We start from the raw sequence: 23294 nt of genomic DNA, 5'->3' as shown, positions 1-23294 counted from the left end.
AAAAATTATTTGCGATTTTCTTTTCCTATGACAAAGCCGATGAGAGAATTAGGACCGACGTGGGCTGCAATGACTGGACCTAAAGGCATAATCAAAACTTGAGAGATGGCCGGATTCTCCAACAATTGAGCCTTGAGCTCTTCCGCTCCAGCAAGATCGTCCGTGTAAGAAACCAAAGCTGTGCTGTGGCCGATATCATCCTGGATGAGTGAAAGCATTTCTCGCATGGCTTTTTTACGCCCCCGAACTTTGGCTATAGGGGCTAACTTGCCTTCTGCATCAATCCAAAGAAGGGGTTTGATGTTGACCAAACTTCCCACGATGGCTGAACTCTTAGAGAGACGTCCTCCGCGCATCAGATGGTAGAGATCATCCACCAAGAAATAGGTCCGTAACTTAGGGGCAACTTCCATCAGCTCTTCCTTAACTTGATCCAAACTCTTTCCTGCATCACGCGCCTCAACTGCTAGCATAGACAAGTAGCCCTCTCCAATCCCTGCAGCTTTTGGATCGATGATTTCAATCACAGCTTCTGGGTAGTCTTCAAGGATTAAGTCTCTTGCCATGACCGCACTCTGGTAGGTCCCTGACAAGACTGAAGAGAAGGCGATATAAAGGAGGTCTTCCTTGCGCTGAGCATAACCCTTGAAAATCTCTTGGAATTGCCCAACATTGACCTGGCTGGTCGTTGGTTTAGCACCCTTTTGCATTTCTGCTAATAATTGGGGGCTAGTAAGTTTGTCTGGACCTACTGTCTCATAATGAGTCCCATCGACTTGGATCGACAAACCGACGATTTCTACATCATGCTCCTGTGCCCATCTTTCATCTAAATCTGCAGTTGAATCTGTTAAAATTTTAAAGGTCATTTACTTGCTCCCATCTCTTTTTGTAGTTGACGTAGGCCCTCTTGGTCAAAAGGCCGTATCGGTGGTTTTTGATCGTTGACGGCTCCTCGCGCCTGGTTCAAATCAGCTTTGACAACGGCGACTCTCTTCTCCAGCTCACGCGCCGAAACACGGAGCGCTCCTTGAGCAAAGACCGTCCATTGCTCATTCAAGTCACTCGTCGCGACTGATACTTGGTGAAGGGGGGTATTGAGCTCTGCCGCCAAGCGTTCAATGTAGTCATCGGCGGTTTCATCCTCCGCTGTGAAGACCACTTGGACTTGAAATTCCTCATAGGTCTGACGAATCCCTGGCATATATTGGGCATCAAACACACAAATCACGCGAATGCCTTCAAAGCTGGCATAGTGACTAAGCTTTTCTAGGAGGATCGTTCGTGCGGCATCTAGCTCACTCTTCTTAAAGAGCTGACGGGTTTCCTGCCAGAAGGCAATCATATTGTAGCCGTCCACTAACAAAATCTTTTCCTTCATCGACTCCCCCTTCCTAGGATTTTCTTCTATTATAGTTTATTGCGAAAGACCTCATACATGAGGATTGCTGCCGCGACACTAGCATTCAGACTTTGGACATGCCCCTGCATCGGAATCGCGATCATTTCATCCACTTGCTTTTTAATATTGGACGAAATGCCCTTGCCTTCGTTTCCAATGATGAGGGCCAACTTCCCACTGGTATTCCATTTGTGAGAAGGCGTTCCATTCATATCGGTCCCAAAGATCCAAAAACCTGCTTCTTTGAGCTTATCCAAGGTTTGGCTAAGGTTGGTCACCCGAGCAATAGGGACATGCTCTACTGCTCCAGTTGAGGTCTTGGCAACAACAGGTGTCACCCCAACAGCACGGTGCTTGGGAATGATGACTCCAGCCACCTGGGTAGCGTCGGCTGTTCGGAGAATGGATCCTAAGTTATGGGGATCGGTCAAGCCATCCAAAATCAAGAGCAAGGGATTGTCTTGATCAGCTACCTGGGCCAAGATATCATTCAAGTCCGTATAGGCAAATTCTGAAACTCGCAAGACAAAACCTTGGTGGACAGCCCCTTCTGTCATTTCTTGTAAGGTCTTCTTAGGAGTCCAAGAAATGGACACCTTCTTATCTGCAGCCAGATCCTTGATTTTTTCTACATTCTTTCCTCGCAAATCGTCCTGGATATACAATTTATTTCCTGTATTTGCGATCAGTGCTTCTGTGACGGCATGAACGCCGTAAACAATATCGTTTTTTTCCATGAAACTAGTATAACACAATTGCCATATCTGGTGAAACATTTGGAGTAGCCCACTTTGCTTGTGGTATAATAAAACTAGTTTAGAAAAAGGAAAGAATCAGCATTATGCCACTTATTCACCGAACCATCAAGATGGTCCTCGCCACCTGTTTGGCCATCTTGCTTGCAGAGTTTTTAGGTCTGGCCTACGCCACCTCTGCGGGGATTATTGCCATCCTCAGCATTACCGATACCCGTCGCAGTACAGCTAGATTGGCCTACAACCGCTTTATGTCCATGCTTCTAGCCCTGTTCCTTGGAAGCTTAGCCTTTCAGATTCTCGGCTACAATCTCTGGGCTCTTGGTCTTTATCTGGCTACCTATGTCCCACTTGCTTTTCTACAAGGCTGGGAAATTGGCATCACACCAAGTTCCGTCCTGGTTACCCATCTCCTGCTAGAAAAATCCACTTCTCTAGCCCTATTAGGAAATGAAGTGGCTATTTTCCTAATTGGAACCAGCTTTGCTCTCCTTGCCAATCTCTATATGCCTTCTCGACAAGAAGAAATTGATCGCTATCACGAGATTGTTGAGGAACAACTCAAGAAGATTCTCTATCGGTTTGCAGAATTTCTGGGAAAAGGAGATGGAAGCAACGATGCCAGCTTGATTCGTGAGCTAGATACTATCTTAAAAGAGGCTCTCGATTTGGTGTATCTAGACCATTCCAACCACCTCTTCCATCAGACCAACTACCATATCCACTATTTTGAAATGCGCAAGCGCCAAAATAATATCCTGCGAGACATGGCCAACAACGTAAACAACTGCCAATTAGCCGCGAGCGAGAGTCTTATTTTGGCTCAACTCTTTGCTAAAACAGCCAGCCAACTCAGTCAGGAAAATCCAGCTCAATTCCTTCTTGATGAAATCAATCGCTATCTAGCAGTCTTTCGTGAACGACCTCTTCCTCGATCTCGTCAAGAATTTGAAACCCGAGCGACCCTTTTGCAACTCCTGCGAGATCTTGAAACCTTCATCTCCTTCAAGGTCGAATTTTATCAAAATTATCAGAAGGAACTTCAAGCTTAGCTCTATCTTTAGATCTATAAAAAATAGACTGGAAAGATTTTTCCAGCTCTTTTTTCTTTGTCATCAATTTATAACGAATTTTAAGAGAAAAACCTCCATATATATTGAAAGCGCTGTCATAAAGTGTTATGATAGGGGTGCATACATGTAAAGAACAAAGGAGGTCTCTTTATGCATTCTTCTTATAAGAAGCGTTTGTACACAAACGCACTCAGTCTCTCTACCGCTGTCCTATTAGCCTTCCTCGCACAAGGCCAAGTTGCTGCGGACACTGTTGAACCAGCAAGTCCTGCTACACCTGTCGAAAACGTCCTCAAGCCAGAGGAAACCAGTACTAGTCCGGCAAGCAGCACAGAGGCAACAAATCCTGCCCCTGCAACAGAAGCGACTGCTAGTCCAGCTAGGACAGGAGAAAGCTCTCCGACCGCTTCAGACACAGCGAGTCCTACAGCCAAAGTAGAAGCCCCTGTAACAGAGCGGGCTGCAAACGCAGAGCCTACTATCAGTCTTACTGATAGCCCTATTTACATGTCTGAAAAAGGGACGCTGACGGATACCGTCAAGGATCAAGCTCAGGCTGCCGGAAAGATCAACTGGACCTTGGACGACAAACCACTAGAAGAATGGAAAACTTGGGATATGGAGACAGGTACTCTGTCCAAAGATCCCTTCATCACAGTTGAAGAGAACAAAAACGGAAATGATTTGGATCTAACCTTTACTGTCAAGGAACTCTTTGGTGAAGATTTAAGTCTTCGGAGCCCCAATAATATCCGTCGGACCTATCGAAACTATATCGGTGAACACACTTTGGTTGGAACCAGCGCAGATCTTGGACTAACTATTCGCAAGAATCTAACCTTCCGTCCATATAAAGATTTCCATACCCACGAGGAAATGCTAGCTTCCATTGAACAGACAAAGGCAGAAGCCAAAACAGACCGTCTGGTTCAGCTCGAAACTCTTGGCAAGAGCGCCCAAGGCCGGGACATGAAGATGGGAATTGTGAGTAAGGATCAAGCAAGTATTGACCACTACCTCTCATCTACCAATCCAAAAGCTCTTACCAAACCAAGTGAAATGCTGGCAGCTTTGAAGGACAAGACCTTGGATTACAAACTGCCTGTCCTAGTTCATAATACGCATGCGGATGAACAACCTGGTATTGATATCATCACTGGTCTCTTCCGTACCTTCGCCACAGAAGATCAAGTCACTTTTAAAACGACAGACGAAGCTGGTAACGTCAAGAATGTGACTCTGGACATCCCAACTCTCTTAAACAAATTTATCTTCTTGTTTGACTTCACGGAAAACCCAGACGGGGATGCTCTCAACTTGCGTGCTTTGGCCAATGGACTGGACCCAAACCGGGATGCTAGCTACCAAACCAACCCAGAAGTGCGTACCGTCATCCAAATGATCAACAAGTGGAATCCGATCGCTCTCTATGATATCCATGGATTTGTCAAAGAATTCTTGATCGAGCCTGCAACACCTCCACATGATCCGAACTTTGAATACGACCTTATGTCCAACCTCATGTTGGAAAATGCCCGTCATATGGGACGGGCTGGAGTTGCCAATTCCAAATACGATAGCTACATCATTCCAAAACTAGACTGGGGAGATGGCTGGGATGATTCCTTCTCTGGGTATACAGGTGTCTATGCTGTCTATCACGGTATCCTAGGCCATACGATTGAAATTCCAGAATCCAACCAAGAATCTTATTATGCTGGTCGTAATGCTGTCCTCGGAGGCATTGACTTCCTCAACCAAGATCCAGACAAACTCCTTGAAATGCGTCTCAACTTCTACTTACGTGGTCTCAACAAAATTGAAGATCCAAAAGCAGAAAACGAACTGGTCGGTCCAAATGGGGAAATCGTTGGACGTGTGAAAAATGGTCGTCCGAAATTCTTCCCAGACTACTATGTCATCCCAATGAGCCTCGACAAGGACAATGACGCCCAAGAAGCCTTCAATATGATCGACTACTTCAAACGAAACGGTGTCCTCGTTAAAGAACTCAAAGAAGATACAGGCAGCTACAAAAAAGGAGACTTAGTCATTGATATGGCCCAAGCCAAACGGGGCTATGCCAACCATATCCTCTATAAAGGTTCGAATGAATCCGCCTGGGCAGCCATGTATGCAGAACTTCTCGTTAACTTCCCTGATATGAAAGGCTTCAAGGCAGAACCTGTATTCAAGGACGGTCTCTTTGCTGGAAAACTTGGAGAAGTCACAGCCACTCGCGCGACTCGGACCTCTGAGATCGATCCGAAAGCACCTTACTACGTCATCGCCAATACATCAGCTAGCGCTGTTCAAGCAGTAAACAAGGCGATTTCCCAAGGCAAATCTGTTTACCTAACAGATGATGGTTACATCGTTGACCGCGATACCTTCGCATCGCTCCTTCCAAATTATGCTATTTACGGTGAAGCCCTCTACAAGGTTCCAAACGGTCCAACCTTAAAACCACTGAAAATCTACTCACCTAATTATCACTACAATTGGACTGGAGTAGATGCGCCTGCTCATACTAGTTTGGTTCTTGAAAAATTAGGTTTCCAAATCGTCGATACTCCTGAAGAGGCCGATGTCATTGTGCTTGAAAACAATCGCTATGATGCCTCCATCTTCGGAAAGAAACCAACTCTCGTCATCGGCGGGGAAGCCATGCAGAAACTGGAAAAATTGGGAGTTCTTTCAGGATTTGATGCTGAAAAACTAAAAGGTGGCAGTGACTACGAAGGCTTGATGAAGGCCATCATTGATGACCAAGACCCACTGACCAGTGGTTACAAGAAGAACGCCCTCTTCTACTCCAACTCAGGAAACTGGATTGAAAAAGTTCCAAGCAACTTCAAGACCTTGATGAGCATCGCTTCAAGCGACTACTACATTGCGGGCTGGTGGCCAAAAAATGAGGTCCTAGCCAATAAGGTCATGGCCATTTCTGGGGAACTTCTCGGCCAACCACTCTTTGTCTATGCTGGAAATCCAACCAATCGCCAACACCCTGTCCACTTCTTCCGCTGGGTAACCAATGCGATCTTTGGTAGTAAGTTAGCTACCTTGACAGACTACGTTCCAGCTAAAGACCCAGATCAAGTGGTAGTTCCAATTCATAACCAAACAACCACTCAACAGCCAATCTTGGCCAAGAAGGACACTCCTACAGTTCTCCTTCCACAAAAAGAAACTACAGCTGAAACTGGAGAAAGTGTACAAGCCTTGGCCTACCAAGTTGGACAAAGCTTCCAAGAAAATCCAGCCAAGCCACAATTGCCACAAACTGGAGATCACTCAAGTGGACACTTTATCCTTTCAAGCTTCTTGCTAGCCGTTAGCGGTGGATTCCTCCTCTTGAAAAAGAAAGAAGTTGAATAAGTTCCAGGTATAGACTTGGACGACATGAAAAGAACCTTCGCAGACGCGAAGGTTCTTTTCTATTCTGCTAATTCCAACACGATGGTTTGGTAAGGGGCCAATTCTAACACTTGTTCTCCTTCTTGGAATAGTCCCGTGACATTAGTTAAAATGACAGTTTCAATCGGAGCTGGCAAGTCCAAGCTAGATTGACGATTTTGAAAATTGCTGACAATTAAGAGACGCTTGTCCCCACGACGTTCGAAGGCGATGATGTTTTCACGATCCCGATAAGCTGGGATCATATCTCCAAACCGGATGGTATTTCCATAGAGAGGATGGCGATACAAGGCCGTCAGCTGACGATAATAATTCAAGATGGAGTCTGGGTCCTTTTCCTGGTCTTCCACATTGATGGAATAATCCGGTTTGGGACTGATCAACCAAGCTGGTCCATCGCTAAAGCCCAGACCTGGCTCTGCTGTCCACTGCATCGGCGTCCGCGCATTGTCTCGGCTGTATTTGGCAATCGCTGCCAAGGCTTCTTCCTCGCTCAAACCAGCTTCTTTAGCCACATGGTAGCCATTGATCGTTGCGATATCATCAAAATCCTCCACTGATTCAAAGACTTGGTTTTCCATCCCAATTTCTTGACCTTGATAGATAAAAGGAATTCCCTTGCGCAACACTTGAATGGTTCCTAGGGCTTTTTTACTGGTATCGTTTACAGGACCTTCTGCGATATAGTGGGACACACCACGAGGCTCATCATGATTTTCAATGATGGTTGAGAGGACCCCAATGCTATCCGCGCGCTCATGCGCTTGAAAAATACTTTCCTTAAGTTCATCTGCTGTTGGAAGAGTATGGTCAAACCAGCCCTTTCCTTCCTGACCTAGCATGGTTTGCTTGAAGTCAAAAATCGAAGAAAAGACACTATCTTTTCCGATAAAGAAATGCAATTCTTCGTCGGTTTCATTGAAAACTTCCCCTACAGTGAAGGCATTGTACTTAGCAAAGGTTCGCTCCTTTAACTCTTGCAAGAAGGGTTCAATCGCGTGGGCATTCACCAATGATTCCGGCACTGGGACCAGGCCATTGGCACGATCTGATGGAAGCGAACGCCATTCCAAATCCTTTTTAATATTGATAATGGCATCAATCCGAAAGCCCGCAATCCCCTTGTCCAACCACCAATTGATCATGGTGTAAATTTCTTCGCGCAGGACAGGATTTTGCCAATTGAGGTCCGGCTGATCCTTATGGAAAGAATGGAGATAGTATTTGTTAGTGCCAGGTACCGGTTCCCAGACACTGCCTCCAAAATAACTTTCCCAGTTGTTGGGTTCCTTGTCACTTTCGATAAAATAAAAGTAATCCGCATAAGGGCCATCAGGATCCGCTAAAGCTTTTTGGAACCACTCGTGATGACTGGAGCAGTGGTTGACCACCAAGTCCATAATAATGGAAATGCCCCGCTTCTTACCTTCCGCAATCAACTCTTCCATGTCTTCCATAGTCCCAAAGATGGGATCAATGGCATAGTAGTCTGAAATATCATAGCCCTGATCAATAAAAGGACTCTTGTAAATAGGGGATAGCCAGAGAATATCGATTCCAAGTTTTTCAAGATAATCTAGCTTTTGAGTAATTCCTTTCAGGTCCCCAATCCCGTCGCCATTGCTGTCCTTAAAGCTTTTCGGGTAGATCTGGTAAGCGACTTTTCCCTTCCACCAATCTTTTTCCATTTCTTGTCTCCTTTAATAAATAGAAGGCCAAGACATGCGTCTCAGCCTCTATATTATTCAAATTTTAGTATACTGTTTTTTCAGTTTCTTTATCGAAGAAGTGAGCTTTGTTCAAGTCAAATCCAAGTTCGATAGTTGCACCTGTTTCATGGTAGTCACGCGCATCCACTTTAGCGATGAATTCGTTGTCACCAACTTGGCAGTACAAGTGAGATTCAGAACCAAGCAACTCAGATACAGAGATGGTTGCTTTTACTACTGATTCTGGGAATGTTTCAAGGAAAGCAGCCTCTGTATTCACATCTTCTGGACGGATACCAAAGATCAATTCTTTGCCTTCATAGCCTTTTTCACGAAGAACTTTCAAAGCACCTTCTGGAACTTTCAAATTCAAACCGTTAGCAACGATGTAGCCATTTTCCAATTTCACGTTAATGAAGTTCATCGCTGGGCTTCCGATGAATCCAGCTACGAATTTGTTCACTGGGTTTTTGTACACTTCTTGCGGAGAACCAATTTGTTCAACACGTCCAATTGTACCAGTACCAGCAGGGTTCTTAGTTGCTGACATGATAACGATACGGTCTGCCAATGTCATCGCTTCTGTTTGGTCGTGAGTTACGTAGATAGTTGTAGCTCCGATACGACGGTGGATTTTCGCAATTTCAGCACGCATTGATACACGCAATTTGGCATCCAAGTTTGACAAAGGTTCGTCCATCAAGAACACTTTTGCATCACGGACAATGGCACGACCCATAGCCACACGTTGACGTTGACCACCAGAAAGGTCAGCTGGTTTACGATCCAAGAATTCTTTCAAGCCAAGGATTTCTGCTGCTTCTTGTACACGTTTGTCGATATCTTCCTTGCTGTATTTACGCAATTTCAAACCAAAGGCCATGTTGTCATAAACAGTCATGTGTGGGTAAAGAGCGTAGTTTTGGAATACCATGGCGATATCACGGTCTTTAGGTGCCACGTTGTTTACAACAGTACCATCGATCGAACATTCACCTTCTGTGATGTCTTCAAGACCAGCGATCATACGAAGAGTTGTTGATTTACCACATCCTGAAGGACCTACGAAAACGATAAACTCTTTGTCTTTGATGTCCAAGTTGAAGTCTTCAACTGAATAGTGTTCGCTGTTTGGATATTTTTTGTAAATATTTTTGAGATTTAATTCTACCATGATGGTACTCCTTTGATTTTTATAATTCTATTGTAAATGAAAACGTTTTACAAAGCTATGGCAAGTCTCACAAAAAAGAAAAAGAGTTTTGTGCAAGTTGCACAAAACCCACTATTTATTCCGTTACATCACATCCTGTAGAACCAAATGGTAACAAAGAGCTAGATCTGTCAGGTTTTTCAGTTGGAGACCTGTTAGCTCTTCCCATTTGTCCATCTTGTATTGAAGGGAATTCCGATGGAGATAGAGTTGCTGAGCCGCCTTGGTCACAACTGCTCCGTTATCCCACAGTGCAACAATGATATCCTGCAACTGGTCTTGACTCCCGATCAACTGATGCAAGCGTTCTTTGATAGGATGGAGATCCAAATCTGCCTGCTCGATTCCCCACAGATAGAGTTGAGAAAAGCGGTAGACACCTTGGTGCCCTTCTCGGATCCAGGCTCTAAAGGCTGCCCATTCTGCTCGGATGACAGGAGACACTTTTCCATCTTTTGACTCTGTCCATACCTGCCCGACCATAATGGATAAGCGAATATTAAAGTCATACTCCATGGCAGAGACGGTATCTTTTAAGATATCAGCCACAGTTAGCGACTGCTCTTGATCCAGAATAAGCACATAATCTTGTCCACTCAGTTGCAAGGTTGCTCGAAAGTTTGGCAAGAGCGTCTGCATCATCTCTAGCCAGGAAGAAATACCTTCTACTGTCGAATGTGAGAGGTGACAATAGACGAGTTGCATCTTTTTGATGACTTGAGGGGCTTCCCCTTTCCCATCAATCAGGTATTGGTACCAAGGATTGGGAGTAAGATCTTCCTCACTAGCCAACCAGGCAATCAAATGTTTTTCTCTCTCGGTTAGCTCTTCTTCCTTCAATTGCAACCATTGCTGGGCCTGTAGGGGAATGGCCACAAAACCCTCTGGTGGATTGGGGTGATCCGTCACCTCTGCCTGAGGGAACCACTCTCTGATATCTTTCACTACTTTGTCCCTTCTTCCACTTTTTGAATACACCAAGCCACCAATTCCTCTAAGCGGTTGATTTCGTCTGTCAAATGCAAGTAACCCATGACCGCTTCAAAACCTGTCGACATACGATAGGTCACGACGTCGGCATTTTTGGCCTTGGTGTGGCTATTGGTATTACGACCGCGCTTATAGATTTCAACTTCTTTGTCTGTCAAAACATCTTCCTCAAGCATGGTCGCAATCAGATTAGCTTGCGCCCTGGCAGAGACATACCTAGTCGCAGTCTGGTGGAGTTTATTAGGCTTGGTCATCCCTTGCAGAATCAAATGCTTACGGATATACATGGAATAAACCGCATCTCCTTCAAAGGCCAGGGCAATCCCATTAATCAGATTGACATCAATCACGTGTCCACCTTACACCTTCTTTTGTATCCAAAAGCTTGATCCCTTGCGCAGCCAATTCATCGCGAATTTCATCTGCTCGCGCAAAATCTTTCTTAGCCCGCGCTTCTTGGCGTTCAGCAATCAAGGCTTCAATATCCGCATCCAAGACTTCTTCGACAAAGACCACTCCAAAGACTTCTAACATCTTTGCCAAGGCCTCCTTGACATCTTGGTTGTAATGTCCTGAGTTGATCCATTTGGCCAATTCAAAGACGACGGTGATTCCGTTTGCCGCATTGATATCTTCATCCATAGCCGCTACAAACTTGTCCACAAAGCTTTGCAAGTCTGCTGGATCCACTTCTCCTGTGAAAGGTTGCTCGTAGGTATTTTTCAAATACTTGAGGTTGGTTTCCGCATCGCGCACAGCTTTTTCTGTGAAGTTGATGGGCTTGCGGTAGTGCTGGGTCGCAAAGAAGAAACGAAGCACTTGGCCATCGATGGTCTTGAGAGCATCATGCACAGTGATAAAGTTGCCCAAGGACTTGGACATCTTGACATTGTCAATATTGACAAAGCCATTGTGCATCCAGTAATTGGCAAAGGTCTTGCCTGTTTTAGCCTCTGACTGAGCGATTTCATTGGTATGGTGCGGGAATTCGAGATCGGCTCCACCCCCATGAATATCAATGGTATCTCCTAAAATCCCCGTTGACATGACCGAACATTCGATGTGCCATCCCGGACGACCAGGCCCCCAAGGGCTTTCCCAAGAAACTTCACCTGGCTTGGCAGCTTTCCAAAGGGCAAAGTCGACAGGATTTTCCTTGCGAGCCGTCTCTTCGTCTGTCCGACCTGAAGCACCTAACTCCAAGTCTTCTAGAGTTTTATTAGCCAATTTGGCGTAGTTGTGGGATTTTTCCACACGGAAATAAACATCCCCTTGACTCTCGTAGGCATAGCCTTTTTCGATCAAGTCGGTGACAAAACGAATGATGTCATCCATAAACTCAACCACACGAGGGTGACGAGTTGCAGGCTTGACCCCCAAAGCCGTCACATCTTCCCGAAAGGCCGCAATGTACTTGTCTGCCACTTCCTGAGGCGTAATGCCTTCTTCCTTGGCACGGTTGATAATCTTATCATCCACATCTGTAAAGTTGGAAATGTAGGCAACTTCGTAGCCACGATACTCAAAGTAGCGACGAATGGTATCAAAGGCTACTGTTGAACGGGCATTTCCTACGTGGATGTAGTTGTAAACCGTTGGCCCACAAACATACATCTTGACTTTGCCGTCCACTATTGGGACAAATTCTCGCAAATCACGAGACATGGTGTCGTAAATTTTAATCATGCGGTCCACTCCCTTCTCTATTTCTGACTTTTTCGGCTGAAAACCAGCTCTGCAAAAGGACCAAATTGTCTGAGGCTATCCAGTTGGTAAAAGCGCTGCCCTTCCTCTTGGGTAAAGAGGGGAACCCCCTTTCCTAGGATAAGGGGCGCTATCTGAATAATGAGGTGATCGAAAAGATCCGCATCCAAGAGCGGTCCTACCAAGGAATTACCACCAATCACAAAGACATTTTTGCCTTTGTCAATCTGATGAACAAAGTCCACTACATCCCCAGCTACTGGCTGGTAATTACTGACAGGCAGATGCCTATCATGCGTAAAGACATAGTTTTCCGTAGCTTGATAAAAACTTTCTACATCTTGCAAATCTTGGATTTCCTCAAAGGTCCGCTTGCCCATGATGGTGATATCCATTTGCCTGTAAAAGTCATCATAGCCTGTATCCTCTACAGAACCAAGCTGATGCAGCCAGTCTATCCTGTGCTGGCTGTCTGCCAAGTAGCCATCCATGGTGATACAGCCGTAAAAATATACTGCCATTCTTGTAGTTACCTTTCTAGTTCTACACTTTTGCTTTCAGATAAACCACCTGGGTCTGTTTGACAAAACCGATCTTTTCATATAAGCGTTTGGCACCTAGGTTGCTGTCTTCCACGGCAATCTGAAATGCCTTGTCATTTTGCTCAATCAGTTGGTTGATAAGGGATTTTGCTAGGTAGCTCCCATAACCTTTGCCACGATAATCTTCTACTACTGCAAGTCCATAGAGGTAGTTGCTAGTTCCAGATACATCGACGGTACAAACTCCAATGACTTGACCATCCTTGAGTAAAATAAAAAGCAAGCTGTCGGGATCCTTCAAGGCCTCAGAAATGTATCTGTGGCTTAATTCCGGCGATTCCGTTTCATCTGAAAACGTTTGATGATGGAGCCTGGCAATGGCTTCGAGATAAGAAGACTCCGCCAAGAGCACATCGACATCCGAACGGGAATCTAATGCATAAGCGGCTCGATCACGTCCTAACCAGGTTTCTGTATCTTCATCCTCGACCAGTCCCCAGTTGCTGGCGAAATCAGGATGGCGCTCTAGGAAAATACGCTCTGTCTGAAAGGTAACAGACTCAATTGGATAAGAGGCCGTTTCTTTCTCATAACTTCTATATAAAGCCCGCGCAATGCCTTGACGACGATGGTTGGGGTGGACCAGTATCGTCACATCCACATCTGGGTCATCTGCATAGACTGTTAATAGGCCAACAAGTTCGCCTTTTTCATAATAAAGGAAAAAGGCGGGCATGTTTGGGTCAAAATTAAGCATATTGGAGAGATAGGGCTCTCGAAAAGTTCCGTCATAGTTCTGACAGGTAGCAATCAGAGCCTTTGCTTCCAATAGTTGGTGGTCATTCAATGTATTGGTTGCTTGAATCACGTAGCTATCTCCTTACAAGCTAGAAGACCGATGACTAGCTTCCTTGGCGTGCTCCATCTTATTCACGTAGTATTCGCGTTTTTCTTCTTCCTGGTGAATGATTGGCTCATCCTTTTTGCCGTGCACCCGCACAATCTTGGCAGGGACTCCGACAACAGTCACATCACTCGGTACATCGGAGACCACGACCGCTCCTGCTCCCACTTTGGCCTTGGCTCCAATCTCAATTGGGCCGATGACCTGGGCATGAGCAGAGACCAAAGCTCCTTCACGGACCGTCGGATGGCGCTTCCCTGTATCCTTCCCAGTTCCACCGAGCGTCACCCCGTGATAAAGCATGACGCCTTTTTCAACAATGGCCGTTTCTCCGATTACGAGGCCCGCTCCATGGTCGATAAAGACACCAGAAGCAATGGTCGCACCTGGATGGATCTCAATCTGGGTCCAAAAACGCCAGAACTGACTGTGCATCCGAGCTAGAAGCTTAAAGCCATGATTCCACAAAAAGTGAGAAACACGGTGAGCAGCTAGCGCTTTAACCCCTGGGTAGGTCAAGAGGACCTCCAGCGAGGTACGTGCTGCTGGGTCATTTTCTTTTACAATATCAATGGTTTCACGCCACCATCCCATACCGTGCTCCTTTCTTTTGATTGCTTATTCTTTTGTTTCTTCACCTGCATCTTTGGCAAAGTCTTGTCTAGGTTTGTGGTGACGAGGACGATCGCCATGACGATGACCCTTATCCCCTTTTTCTTCTGCATGTTCAGGTTTTGGAGGGCGTGGTAAGAGAGCCTTCATAGAAGCATCGACACGGCCTTTTTCATCAATCTTGATAATCTTCACATCGACTTCATCTCCAATCGCTACCAAGTCTTCGACACGGTTGGTGCGAGTCCAAGCCATTTCAGAGATGTGAACGAGGGCATCCGTCTTGTCAAAGAGGTTAACAAAGGCACCGAATTTCTCGATACGAACAACTTTGGCATGGTAAACTTCGTCCACTTTGGCTTCACGAACCAAACCAGCAATGATTTCTTTAGCACGGTTAATCGCTGCTTGATCACTTGAGTAGATAGATACATTACCTTCTTCGTCGATATCAATCTTAACGCCTGTTTCAGCGATGATCTTGTCGATGGTTTCTCCACCTTTACCGATGACAATCTTGATCTTGTCCACATCAATCTTGATGGTATCAATTTTCGGAGCAGTTGGAGCCAATTCTGGACGAACTTCTGGAATGGTTGCTTCGATCACATCAAGGATTTCAAAACGAGCTTTCTTGGCTTGAGCAAGAGCCTCCGTCAAGATTTCTGCAGTAATCCCTTGGATCTTGATATCCATTTGAAGGGCTGTAATCCCGTCACGCGTACCTGCAACCTTGAAGTCCATGTCTCCAAAGTGGTCTTCCAAACCTTGGATATCTGTCAGTACTGTATAGTTATTTCCATCAGAAATGAGACCCATTGCAATACCAGCTACTGGCGCCTTGATTGGCACACCACCAGCCATAAGGGCAAGAGTTCCCGCACAGATAGAGGCTTGAGAAGAAGAACCGTTTGATTCCAAGACTTCTGCTACCAGACGGATCGCGTATGGGAATTCTTCCAAGCTTGGCAAGACTTGCTCAAGAGCACGCTCACCAAGAGCACCGTGACCAATCTCACGGCGACCAGGCGCACCGTAACGACCCGTTTCCCCTACAGAGTATTGAGGGAAGTTATAGTGGTGCATAAAGCGTTTCTTGTACTCTGGATCCAAACCATCGATGATTTGCGTTTCACCCATTGGTGCCAACGTCAAGGTAGAAAGAGCCTGCGTTTGTCCACGAGTAAAGAGACCTGAACCGTGCACACGGGGAACGAAGTCAACAACCGCTTCCAAAGGACGGATTTCATCGACCTTACGACCGTCAGGACGAACCTTATCTTCTGTAATCAAACGGCGCACTTCTGCGTGTTCCATTTGTTCCAAGATTTCAGCCACATCCCGCATGATACGGTCAAATTCTTCGTGGTCTGCATATTTTTCTTCGTAAACGGCTGTGACTTGGTCTTTGACTGCTTGAGTTGCAGCTTCACGAGCTAATTTTTCTTCTACTTGGACCGCTTTTTGAAGGTCACTGTTGTAGGCTGCGATGATTTCAGCTTGCAATTCCTCATCTACATGAAGCAATTCAACTTCTGCTTTTTCTTTGCCGACTGCCGCAACGATTTCTTCTTGGAAGGCAATCAATTCTTTAACGGCTTCGTGTCCTTTCAGAAGAGCTTCCAACATGATTTCTTCTGACAATTCTTTGGCACCAGACTCTACCATGTTGATAGCGTGCTTGGTACCAGCTACTGTCAATTCAAGAAGCGAGCGCTCTGCTTGTTCTTGAGTTGGGTTGATGATGATCTCACCATCGACATAACCTACTTGGACTCCAGCGATAGGGCCGTCAAATGGAATATCTGAGATAGACAAGGCCAAGGATGAACCAAACATAGCTGCTATTGGTGCAGATGCATTTTCATCGTAGGAAAGGACCGTATTGATGACTTGCACTTCGTTACGGAAACCTTCCGCAAACATGGGACGGATCGGACGGTCAATCAAACGCGCTGTCAAAGTCGCATCCGTTGAAGGACGTCCTTCCCGTTTCATAAAACCACCAGGAAACTTCCCAGCTGCGTACATTTTTTCTTCGTAGTTAACTTGGAGTGGGAAGAAATCCCCAGTTGCCATCTTCTTAGACATGACAGCTGCCGTCAAGACAGTTGACTCACCGTAACGCACGACAACAGAACCATTTGCTTGCTTAGCAACCTGGCCAGTCTCTACGATCAACTCACGACCCGCAAAAGTCGTTTGAAACACTTGTTTTGTCATTGTAATCCCCTTTGGATTGATAAAATTATACGACTTGCCTACAAAAATCAGGATACAAAGGGCGTGAAGAATCCCGTATGAAAATAGGAGATTGACGCAGTGTGCCACGCACACAAGGAAATCTCTCTTTTTCACTAGGGATTTAGCCCGTGTTCAACTACCAAGATATTTTGGACGGTTCGGCTTGCCGAACATTTCTGTAGAAAAATAGGAAGGTGACGCCGCACTCGATGAGTGCTAGGAAGCTTATCTTTTTTCCTAAGAAATGAGGTCAAAATTCAATTCATCAAGATACCAAGGACGTCAAAAGCAAAGTAAAAATAGGAAACTGACGAAGTCTTCGATGAAGACAAGACAGTTTATCTTTTTTACACAGCTTTTCGGCCGGGTTCAATTCCCAAGATACTAAGCCGTTAAACAACTCAAAGGAAAATAGGAAATCCAACGACGGAGCGACCGCTCCTAGGAGTATTTATCTTTTTCCACAGAGTTGTAGGCGGGTTCAATTACACCTGATAGCATAGGATTTCAAGCATCTATCTGTATCTTATATCCTCATCTTTGTATCCAAGCACGTATAACCTTTATTTTACCATATTCAAGCCCAAAAGAAAAAGGCTTAAAAAGCCTTTTTCGAGGAATATTTGATTTCCACTTATTTTAAAATTCTAGAGCTAGATATAGGTGCTATCTATTTTAAAGTTTACATGAAATCTCTACTCACTACACAACTAAGTGCTTCCTAGGTAAATGACAATTCTATTAATCTACACGATAGAAGAAGTCCTCTGGGTTCCAAATGTACTGCTGCCCAATCCAAATTCGATCTTTTTTAGTATCTGACGGATCACTATTATAGTTACTATCTGGTTTGATAGATGTCCCTGCTGGTAAAAACGAAATTGCTGCTCCACCAGCTGTATTCGGTTTTGAACTGTGAATAGCTCCAGTAATATAGCTATGATCAGGATTAATGTTATTGACGACCCCACTACCATCTGTAAAAAATTGATTTCCGGTCAAGCCATCTTTATCAAATTCCAAAGTCCATCCCAAGCCATTTCGCCAAGTCCCCGAAATACTTGAAAAATCTCCGTTCTGAATCTCTTGAATATTCATCCCACCACTTCCCTTATTTGAAGTAGCTGCATTAGAACCCTCCACTCTCGTCGTGAATTCAAGCGCAATCCACCCCTGGCCAGACTGGAGCTTTCCCCAGGTATAACCGTCAGCTGAAACCTTCTCTGTGATCGTATAAACACCTTGTGGGATCATTCCAACTTCCTCTCCCTTGATCGATGCTTCTTTACGAATCCGAAGATCTGAAACTCCTACGCGGACTTGAAAACTACTTGTTTGCGACTCTGAGTTACTTGCTTGGCTCGTCGCCTTCTTACCGGTCTCTAGTTCTTTCCATCCAAATTTTGCTTGATCCAATTCTTTTGCTGTAATCCCCAAGGCTTTTTCTGGCTTCTGGCCGTCCCCATTTTTTATTTGGATCTGATTGACAGTCTCAAGTTTCCCTTTTTGGAACTTGTAATGAATTAGATCCACCTCTGGTTGAAGAGACGAAAAGCTAGCATAAATGACTGAACCATCCTCAAAAATTTGGAAACCTGAGCGAGAACCGCCAGAGGAAGCTACAAAAGCCGTATGGAGCAATTCTGGTTGCTGGCCTTTTAGATAATAAATCGCTGATACTGTTTGGCCATTTCCAATCAAGAGCTCATCCCGCCCATCTTTATCCAAATCCGTATAAAAATAGGAAAGACTTGGTTTTCTCCCCAGGGTTTGAAGATACCTAGCATAAACATACTCATCGGACTGAGGATCTATTTCTTTTAGTTTGGTCTCTAAACCTGCACTATCACCTGCCTCGATAGCCCTAGAATATGCCTGATAACGTTCAAGAACCGTTTGATAGTACTCATGCCCAGACGATGTTTTCTTAGAACCTTTTCCATCTGCTACTTCACTCTGAACTGTAGAAGGTTGCGTCCGAGGTCGTCGCTTAGGTCCACATGCCACCAGGGCTAGCAACGTCATCGCTGCCAAGCTAACTTTATAGATTTTTTTCATCATATACTCCCTAGAACTTTCTCCATTTTATTATACCAAAAGAAGTTCAAAAAGCTAGAGAATCCTTGTTTTCTTATTGGAGCAGTCAGGCTTTGACAAGATCCCCCATCCACCTATCATTCTGCCCTTTTTTCTGCTATACTTAGTATAGTTATTTGATCAAAAAGGAGAACACTATGGAATTAAAAAAACGTTCTGAATTTCCTGAGAACGAACTCTGGGATCTCACAGCCCTCTACCAAGACCAGGAAGACTTCTTACGCGCCATTGAAAAGACGCGCGAGGAAATCAATGAATTTGTCCGCAACTACAAGGGCAAGCTCCACACTTTTGAAGACTTTGAAACTGCCTTTGCGGTCTTGGAACAGATTCAGATCCAACTCAGCCACATCGGCAACTACAGCTTTATGCCACAAACGACAGACTTTGGTGATGAAGCTTTTGCAGAAATTGCCCAAGCGGGGATGGATTTCGAAACTTGGGCCAGCGTCGAACTCTCTTTCTTTGATGATGCCTTAGTCGAAGCGGATGAGGAAGTCCTCGAACGTCTCGGACAATTGCCTCATCTTACTTCTGCCATTCGCCAAGCTAAAATCAAAAAAGCCCACTACTTGGGAGCTGATGTGGAAAAGACTTTGACAAACCTCGGTGAAGTCTTCTACGGACCGCAAGACATTTACACCAAGATGCGGGCAGGTGACTTTGAAATAGCTGATTTTGAAGTGGATGGAAAAGTTTACAAGAATAGCTTTGTCACCTATGAAAACTTCTACCAGAACCATGAGAATGCAGAAGTCCGTGAAAAAGCCTTTCGTTCCTTCTCAGAAGGATTGCGCAAGCACCAAAACACTGCTGCTGCCACCTATCTAGCCCAAGTCAAGTCTGAAAAGCTGATCGCAGATATGCGAGGCTACGACTCTGTCTTTGACTATCTCTTGGCTGAGCAGGAAGTGGATCGTTCTATGTTTGACCGTCAGATTGACCTGATCATGAGGGACTTCGCTCCGGTCGCTCAAAAATTCCTCAAACACGTGGCCAAGGTCAACGGCCTTGAAAAAATGACCTTTGCTGATTGGAAGTTGGACTTGGACAGCGCGCTCAACCCAGATGTCACCATTGATGACGCTTATGACTTGGTCATGAAATCTGTGGCACCACTTGGTGAAGAATATTCTCGCGAAATCGCCCGCTACCAAACCGAACGTTGGGTCGACTTTGCGGCCAACGAAGGCAAGGATTCCGGTGGTTATGCGGCTGACCCCTATCGCGTCCATCCTTATGTCCTGATGAGTTGGACAGGGCGCATGAGCGATGTTTATACCCTGATCCACGAGATCGGACACTCTGGTCAATTCATCTTCTCAGACAACAACCAAAGCTACTTCAACGCCCACATGTCAACCTACTATGTGGAAGCTCCATCTACCTTTAACGAGCTCCTCCTCAGCGACTATTTGGAACAGCAGTTTGACGATCCTCGTCAAAAACGTTTTGCCCTGGCTCACCGTTTGACAGACACCTACTTCCACAACTTCATCACCCACTTGCTGGAAGCGGCCTTCCAACGCAAGGTCTACACCCTGATCGAAGAAGGTGGTACCTTCGGCGCTAGCAAGCTCAACAGCATCATGAAGGAAGTCTTGACCGAATTCTGGGGCGACGCTGTAGAAATCGATGATGATGCAGCTTTAACCTGGATGCGCCAAAGCCACTACTACATGGGGCTTTACAGCTATACCTACTCAGCTGGCCTAGTTATCTCAACCGCAGGTTACCTGCATTTGAAGAACTCCGAAAATGGAGCCAAAGATTGGCTGGACCTTCTCAAATCTGGTGGCAGCAAGACCCCACTTGAGTCTGCGATGATTATCGGAGCAGATATTTCGACGGACAAACCACTTCGCGATACGATTCAGTTCTTGTCAGACACAGTTGATCAGATTATCGCCTATAGTGAAGAGTTGGGTCAGTAAGAATTCCTCCAGTGTGGTTTTCTTAATTTTGTTAATCATTTACATAAAAAGTCACCAATTTTTGCTGACTTCAGATTGAAGAAAGAGTCCAAAATGGACTCTTTCTTCAATCTTTTTCTTTTACTAGAGAAAATTTTAAAAACTCAAGAATAGCATTAAATCAGCATTTCCAAAAGTTTTCGATATATGGTAGGATATCTCTATTAGGGCAATTTAAAAATTAGAGATTCATTCTTAGTTTACTGTGCCCGATTTTTTATAAACATATCTACTTTAACCAAAGATGTTCCTTGAGGTGTGTTTATGATAAAATAAGGATTATGAACAAATCATCTAGCTGTAAAAATTATCATTACAGAAAAATGAGAAACCATATTCGATAAACAAACAGTGTCTTCAAAGACAAGTTTAAGAGAAAATATGACTGAATTTTTTCTAGGATGAAAGGATCAATAAGTTCAGAAGGGAGAAATATGCTAAATATCTTTGTATTAGAAGATGATTTTCTACAACAAACTCGTATTGAAACAGCAATCAAGAAATGTATGACAGATCATCATCTAAAGTATAAATACTTAGAGGTATTTGGGAAGCCAACACAATTGTTAGAGGCCATCAAAGAGACAGGAAATCACCAATTCTTTTTTTTAGATATTGAAATTAAAGGGGAAGAAAAAAAAGGAATGGAAATTGCGCGTGAGATTCGTGAAAAAGATCCTAGCGCTTCAATCGTATTCGTAACGACTCACTCAGAATTCATGCCCGTTACCTATCGTTATCGTGTCTCCGCTTTGGATTTTATTGATAAAGGATTAAATGATCAGGATTATCAGGAAGCGATCTCATCTGTTTTGATACATGCTGCTGAGAACGTCAATAAGACAATAGGGGAGGATTCCTTCAGCTTTAAATCAGAGCATTCCCAGATTCAAGTCCCTTTCTCAGATATTCTATATTTTGAGACATCTTCGACCGTTCATAAGGTCGTTTTAACAACTAAAAAAGGACACATGGAATTTTATGGTAAAGTCTCAGATATTGCTAAAACCGACAAGCGACTTTACCAAAGTCATCGAGCTTACGTTGTAAATCCAGAGAATGTCGTTCGTATTGATAAAGCAAATCATATTGTTTATTTTGAAAACAATGAATCATGCTTTGTATCACGTTTAAAACTGAAGGGGCTAGTTGAAAAGGTAGATAAAAAATGACTCTAGAGTTTGAAGGAATATTTTTAGTTTCTTGGATATTTAGAATAGTGATTCTATCTTATGTTACTAATCAAAAAATAAATTTATATTATCTTTTACTTCCGTTTATTTTTCTAGGAATTTATATTATAAATTATGACATTGTTTTTTGGGGGGAGATTTTCTTATTGCCCCTGTCATTAATTATTGTTAAGAACAAATATAATTGGAATTGGTCTCAATATATCTTTTATAGTTTTTTTCCATTTGTCATTTTTGAAATTTTTTCAAATTTTGCTAACTTATACGATCGTTTTTTATTTAGATTATCTGCAGCTCAATGGTATAATTTTTTTTGGTCTTCTTGGATTGACTATTGTCTTGGATTTTTATTTTGCTTTGGATTCTTTAAGTTATTACAGATAGATTTCAAAGTAATAAGTGAAGAATTGAATAGACAAATGAATTTTAAGAAACAGGTCTCATTGTTCTGCTACTCTCTTATATTTTACGTAATGTCAGTATATTTACTTGATAATCTAATACATCTTAGCGAATATGGTTATATTGTTAGTTCTATAGATTTTGTATATTTAAGAAGAAATATTTTGATTTTGTATCTTATTTTTACAATTGGAATTATTTTCAAAATGAATGATCAAGCTAAGAAAAATAAAGAAAAAGAGCTTCAGGAAAGTAAGGATAATCAATTAAAAAATCTTACTTCATATAGTCATCATATTGAATCGCTATATAAAGAAATTAGAAGTTTTCGTCATGATTATACAAATATATTAGTCAGCTTAAATGAATCGATAAAGAAAAGAGATATGGATGGGGTAGAGAGGATCTATAATGCCGTACTGAAAGAGTCTGATAAATCCTTTTACAATAGTCAATACGATATTGCTAAACTTGTTCATTTAAAAAACCTAGCAATGAAATCGGTTGTATCCGCAAAATTGATTGAAGCACAAAATAGAGGAATTGATGTATCTGTAGAAATAGCTGAACCTATCGGAACTCCTCAAATAGATTTAGTCGATTTTATTACGATACTATCTGTCTTTTTAGATAATGCCATAGAAGCTGCAGTTAACGCAGAATCTCCAAGAATTAGTTTTACTTATTTTCAAGAGAATGAAAATAAAATTTTAGTCATCTATAATACCACTGCTGACTATAAGATCCCTACTAAAAATATTTTCCAATATGGAGTCTCAACCAAAGGAGAAGGACGAGGTATCGGTCTTTCCAATGTCAAACAAATCCTTTCCAAATATCCTAAAGTCACTTTAGAAACAAAAAGTATAGATCATGAATTCACTCATGAATTAAAGATGCACGAAGGATAACTTTAAAACTAGAATAAATGGTCTGTTTTTTATAATTCCATTCATTATAAAAAACAGACCATTTATTAGATTGATCATTTCTTTTATTGAATTTGAAATATACTGTTGTATGTAAGAACTTAGAAAACTAAAACCGAGTTACAATTGTTT

The 23294-nt window shown here is 43.5% G+C and carries 18 protein-coding genes and 1 pseudogene; 6 read left to right on the top strand and 13 right to left on the bottom strand.

Translation table 11 applies throughout. The features are described 5' to 3' along the window. Positions 1-5: 5 nt before the first annotated feature. Genes D7D50_RS04695 through rlmB form a run of 3 tightly spaced genes read right to left on the bottom strand, consistent with a single transcriptional unit; the run spans position 6 to position 2139 of the window. Complete coding sequence (locus D7D50_RS04695) at positions 6-869, bottom strand: DegV family protein (protein ID WP_023024369.1); 864 nt, start codon at positions 867-869, stop codon at positions 6-8. Then, positions 866-1381: an NYN domain-containing protein gene (locus D7D50_RS04690; protein ID WP_023024371.1), complete on the bottom strand. Its 516-nt coding sequence runs from the start codon at positions 1379-1381 to the stop codon at positions 866-868. The genes D7D50_RS04695 and D7D50_RS04690 overlap by 4 nt, the downstream gene beginning before the upstream one ends. A 29-nt stretch (positions 1382-1410) precedes the next feature. Beyond that, a complete protein-coding gene (gene rlmB / locus D7D50_RS04685; RefSeq protein WP_042361243.1) occupies positions 1411-2139 on the bottom strand; it encodes a 23S rRNA (guanosine(2251)-2'-O)-methyltransferase RlmB in 729 nt (242 codons plus the stop codon). A gap of 104 nt (positions 2140-2243) precedes the next feature. Here rlmB and D7D50_RS04680 point away from each other — a divergent pair, with 104 nt between their 5' ends. The 3 genes and pseudogenes from D7D50_RS04680 (at position 2244) to D7D50_RS10385 (ending at position 6611) form a co-directional block, all read left to right on the top strand. Beyond that, positions 2244-3209, top strand: coding sequence for an aromatic acid exporter family protein (locus D7D50_RS04680; protein WP_023027252.1), 966 nt, complete (start codon positions 2244-2246; stop codon positions 3207-3209). 507 nt (positions 3210-3716) lie between these two features. Beyond that, positions 3717-6315: pseudogene (locus D7D50_RS04675) on the top strand (M14 family metallopeptidase); the annotation flags it as partial. Between the two features lie 17 nt (positions 6316-6332). Beyond that, complete coding sequence (locus D7D50_RS10385; RefSeq protein WP_414280859.1) at positions 6333-6611, top strand: LPXTG cell wall anchor domain-containing protein; 279 nt, start codon at positions 6333-6335, stop codon at positions 6609-6611. Between the two features lie 59 nt (positions 6612-6670). Here D7D50_RS10385 and D7D50_RS04670 read toward each other — a convergent pair whose 3' ends face one another. The 10 genes from D7D50_RS04670 to D7D50_RS04620 form a co-directional block, all read right to left on the bottom strand. Then, positions 6671-8338, bottom strand: coding sequence for an alpha-glucosidase (locus D7D50_RS04670; protein ID WP_120701622.1), 1668 nt, complete (start codon positions 8336-8338; stop codon positions 6671-6673). Between the two features lie 64 nt (positions 8339-8402). After that, entirely contained in the window at positions 8403-9533 is a 1131-nt protein-coding gene (locus D7D50_RS04665; protein WP_023024380.1) for an ABC transporter ATP-binding protein, read from the bottom strand. 123 nt (positions 9534-9656) lie between these two features. Then, complete coding sequence (locus D7D50_RS04660; protein WP_120701621.1) at positions 9657-10517, bottom strand: helix-turn-helix domain-containing protein; 861 nt, start codon at positions 10515-10517, stop codon at positions 9657-9659. Beyond that, the gene (locus tag D7D50_RS04655; protein WP_120701620.1) at positions 10517-10912 is read right to left on the bottom strand and encodes a Mini-ribonuclease 3; all 396 of its coding nucleotides are present in this window, start codon (positions 10910-10912) and stop codon (positions 10517-10519) included. The genes D7D50_RS04660 and D7D50_RS04655 overlap by 1 nt, the downstream gene beginning before the upstream one ends. Next, positions 10905-12248 carry a cysteine--tRNA ligase gene (cysS, locus tag D7D50_RS04650; RefSeq protein WP_120701619.1) on the bottom strand — a complete coding sequence of 448 codons (1344 nt, stop codon included), beginning with the start codon at positions 12246-12248 and terminating at the stop codon, positions 10905-10907. The genes D7D50_RS04655 and cysS overlap by 8 nt, the downstream gene beginning before the upstream one ends. Positions 12249-12265: 17 nt before the next feature. After that, the gene (locus D7D50_RS04645) at positions 12266-12787 is read right to left on the bottom strand and encodes a dihydrofolate reductase family protein (protein WP_000301974.1); all 522 of its coding nucleotides are present in this window, start codon (positions 12785-12787) and stop codon (positions 12266-12268) included. 22 nt (positions 12788-12809) lie between these two features. After that, positions 12810-13676 (bottom strand): GNAT family N-acetyltransferase, encoded by an 867-nt coding sequence (locus D7D50_RS04640; RefSeq protein ID WP_120701618.1) that lies wholly within the window; start codon positions 13674-13676, stop codon positions 12810-12812. Between the two features lie 12 nt (positions 13677-13688). Continuing rightward, positions 13689-14306 carry a serine O-acetyltransferase gene (cysE, locus tag D7D50_RS04635; RefSeq protein ID WP_120701617.1) on the bottom strand — a complete coding sequence of 206 codons (618 nt, stop codon included), beginning with the start codon at positions 14304-14306 and terminating at the stop codon, positions 13689-13691. A gap of 24 nt (positions 14307-14330) precedes the next feature. Then, the gene (pnp, locus tag D7D50_RS04630; protein WP_335926150.1) at positions 14331-16547 is read right to left on the bottom strand and encodes a polyribonucleotide nucleotidyltransferase; all 2217 of its coding nucleotides are present in this window, start codon (positions 16545-16547) and stop codon (positions 14331-14333) included. 762 nt (positions 16548-17309) lie between these two features. Further along, positions 17310-18626 (bottom strand): DUF6287 domain-containing protein, encoded by a 1317-nt coding sequence (locus D7D50_RS04620; RefSeq protein WP_120701615.1) that lies wholly within the window; start codon positions 18624-18626, stop codon positions 17310-17312. A gap of 176 nt (positions 18627-18802) precedes the next feature. Here D7D50_RS04620 and pepF point away from each other — a divergent pair, with 176 nt between their 5' ends. The 3 genes from pepF to D7D50_RS04605 all read left to right on the top strand — a co-directional run bounded on the left by pepF (position 18803) and on the right by D7D50_RS04605 (position 23144). Further along, positions 18803-20599 (top strand): oligoendopeptidase F, encoded by a 1797-nt coding sequence (gene pepF, locus D7D50_RS04615; RefSeq protein ID WP_120701614.1) that lies wholly within the window; start codon positions 18803-18805, stop codon positions 20597-20599. A gap of 473 nt (positions 20600-21072) precedes the next feature. Further along, complete coding sequence (locus D7D50_RS04610) at positions 21073-21810, top strand: response regulator transcription factor (RefSeq protein ID WP_120701613.1); 738 nt, start codon at positions 21073-21075, stop codon at positions 21808-21810. Beyond that, complete coding sequence (locus D7D50_RS04605) at positions 21807-23144, top strand: sensor histidine kinase (protein ID WP_120701612.1); 1338 nt, start codon at positions 21807-21809, stop codon at positions 23142-23144. The genes D7D50_RS04610 and D7D50_RS04605 overlap by 4 nt, the downstream gene beginning before the upstream one ends. The last annotated feature ends 150 nt before the right edge of the window (positions 23145-23294 follow it).

Origin of the sequence: Streptococcus koreensis (genome assembly GCF_003627135.1) — a bacterium.
GTDB lineage: Bacteria > Bacillota > Bacilli > Lactobacillales > Streptococcaceae > Streptococcus > Streptococcus ilei.
This window is presented reverse-complemented; position numbering and strand designations above follow the sequence as displayed.

Bases quoted from the DNA above. Each gene is read 5' to 3' on its own strand.
- D7D50_RS04695 (WP_023024369.1), bottom strand. From the start codon at position 869: ATGACCTTTAAAATTTTAACAGATTCAACTGCAGATTTAGATGAAAGA.
- D7D50_RS04690 (WP_023024371.1), bottom strand. From the start codon at position 1,381: ATGAAGGAAAAGATTTTGTTAGTGGACGGCTACAATATGATTGCCTTC.
- rlmB (WP_042361243.1), bottom strand. From the start codon at position 2,139: ATGGAAAAAAACGATATTGTTTACGGCGTTCATGCCGTCACAGAAGCA.
- D7D50_RS04680 (WP_023027252.1), top strand. From the start codon at position 2,244: ATGCCACTTATTCACCGAACCATCAAGATGGTCCTCGCCACCTGTTTG.
- D7D50_RS04670 (WP_120701622.1), bottom strand. From the start codon at position 8,338: ATGGAAAAAGATTGGTGGAAGGGAAAAGTCGCTTACCAGATCTACCCG.
- D7D50_RS04665 (WP_023024380.1), bottom strand. From the start codon at position 9,533: ATGGTAGAATTAAATCTCAAAAATATTTACAAAAAATATCCAAACAGC.
- cysS (WP_120701619.1), bottom strand. From the start codon at position 12,248: ATGATTAAAATTTACGACACCATGTCTCGTGATTTGCGAGAATTTGTC.
- D7D50_RS04645 (WP_000301974.1), bottom strand. From the start codon at position 12,787: ATGGCAGTATATTTTTACGGCTGTATCACCATGGATGGCTACTTGGCA.
- cysE (WP_120701617.1), bottom strand. From the start codon at position 14,306: ATGGGATGGTGGCGTGAAACCATTGATATTGTAAAAGAAAATGACCCA.
- pnp (WP_335926150.1), bottom strand. From the start codon at position 16,547: ATGACAAAACAAGTGTTTCAAACGACTTTTGCGGGTCGTGAGTTGATC.
- D7D50_RS04620 (WP_120701615.1), bottom strand. From the start codon at position 18,626: ATGAAAAAAATCTATAAAGTTAGCTTGGCAGCGATGACGTTGCTAGCC.
- pepF (WP_120701614.1), top strand. From the start codon at position 18,803: ATGGAATTAAAAAAACGTTCTGAATTTCCTGAGAACGAACTCTGGGAT.
- D7D50_RS04610 (WP_120701613.1), top strand. From the start codon at position 21,073: ATGCTAAATATCTTTGTATTAGAAGATGATTTTCTACAACAAACTCGT.
- D7D50_RS04605 (WP_120701612.1), top strand. From the start codon at position 21,807: ATGACTCTAGAGTTTGAAGGAATATTTTTAGTTTCTTGGATATTTAGA.